This is a genomic window from Paeniglutamicibacter psychrophenolicus, assembly GCF_030812255.1.
GTDB classification, from domain to species: domain Bacteria; phylum Actinomycetota; class Actinomycetes; order Actinomycetales; family Micrococcaceae; genus Paeniglutamicibacter; species Paeniglutamicibacter psychrophenolicus_A.
On the sequence record NZ_JAUSSH010000030.1, the window covers coordinates 1 to 1,918 of the forward strand.

The 1,918-nt window shown below is 56.1% G+C and carries 1 rRNA gene; it reads left to right on the forward strand.

What is annotated here, in order from left to right:
* Positions 1–183: 183 nt before the first annotated feature.
* A 16S ribosomal RNA gene (locus J2T21_RS20740) occupies positions 184–1,709 on the forward strand.
* Positions 1,710–1,918 lie beyond the last annotated feature (209 nt).

The following is a 1,918-nucleotide window of genomic DNA, read 5'->3' on the forward strand; positions in this document are numbered from 1 at the left end:
GTCTGTTGTTTGAGAACTCAATAGTGTGCCAAATTTGTTGATACCAATTTATTTATTTTATTGGTGAATGGTTTCAGGGTCCGCACCCCCGTGTGGATTCCTGGGGCAATTTGCCGGGATTTTTTTACTTGGTGCAACCCGGTCGACTTTTTCCAGTCGGCGTGTTGGTTGTGTCTGTATTTTTTTACGGAGAGTTTGATCCTGGCTCAGGATGAACGCTGGCGGCGTGCTTAACACATGCAAGTCGAACGATGACCCCGTGCTTGCACGGGTGATTAGTGGCGAACGGGTGAGTAACACGTGAGTAACCTGCCCCTGACTTCGGGATAAGCCTGGGAAACTGGGTCTAATACCGGATATGCACCGTGGACCGCATGGTCCTTGGTGGAAAGACTTGTTGGTCAGGGATGGACTCGCGGCCTATCAGCTTGTTGGTGAGGTAATGGCTCACCAAGGCGACGACGGGTAGCCGGCCTGAGAGGGTGACCGGCCACACTGGGACTGAGACACGGCCCAGACTCCTACGGGAGGCAGCAGTGGGGAATATTGCACAATGGGCGAAAGCCTGATGCAGCGACGCCGCGTGAGGGATGACGGCCTTCGGGTTGTAAACCTCTTTCAGTAGGGAAGAAGCGAAAGTGACGGTACCTGCAGAAGAAGCGCCGGCTAACTACGTGCCAGCAGCCGCGGTAATACGTAGGGCGCAAGCGTTATCCGGAATTATTGGGCGTAAAGAGCTCGTAGGCGGTTTGTCGCGTCTATCGTGAAAGTCCGAGGCTCAACCTCGGATCTGCGGTGGGTACGGGCAGACTAGAGTGATGTAGGGGAGACTGGAATTCCTGGTGTAGCGGTGAAATGCGCAGATATCAGGAGGAACACCGATGGCGAAGGCAGGTCTCTGGGCATTAACTGACGCTGAGGAGCGAAAGCATGGGGAGCGAACAGGATTAGATACCCTGGTAGTCCATGCCGTAAACGTTGGGCACTAGGTGTGGGGGACATTCCACGTTTTCCGCGCCGTAGCTAACGCATTAAGTGCCCCGCCTGGGGAGTACGGCCGCAAGGCTAAAACTCAAAGGAATTGACGGGGGCCCGCACAAGCGGCGGAGCATGCGGATTAATTCGATGCAACGCGAAGAACCTTACCAAGGCTTGACATGTGCCAGACCGCCGTGGAAACACGGTTTCCCCTTTGGGGCTGGTTCACAGGTGGTGCATGGTTGTCGTCAGCTCGTGTCGTGAGATGTTGGGTTAAGTCCCGCAACGAGCGCAACCCTCGTTCCATGTTGCCAGCGCGTAAAGGCGGGGACTCATGGGAGACTGCCGGGGTCAACTCGGAGGAAGGTGGGGACGACGTCAAATCATCATGCCCCTTATGTCTTGGGCTTCACGCATGCTACAATGGCCGGTACAATGGGTTGCGATACTGTGAGGTGGAGCTAATCCCAAAAAGCCGGTCTCAGTTCGGATTGGGGTCTGCAACTCGACCCCATGAAGTCGGAGTCGCTAGTAATCGCAGATCAGCAACGCTGCGGTGAATACGTTCCCGGGCCTTGTACACACCGCCCGTCAAGTCACGAAAGTTGGTAACACCCGAAGCCGGTGGCCTAACCCCTTGTGGGAGGGAGCCGTCGAAGGTGGGACCGGCGATTGGGACTAAGTCGTAACAAGGTAGCCGTACCGGAAGGTGCGGCTGGATCACCTCCTTTCTAAGGAGCAACTAGCACCAGGTGTGCACGCCAAAGCGCGTGTTTCACGGGTGTTCAGTGCTGCTCGCATCCACCACTTGTGTTGGTGGGCGAGTGCTCAAGGGTGGAATATCAACAAATCATGGCCGTCCATCGCTGGTGGATGGTCTTCTAGTACGCCCCCGGCTTGTCCGGTGGCTGGAACGGGGACCATTGATGAGCGCGGGTGG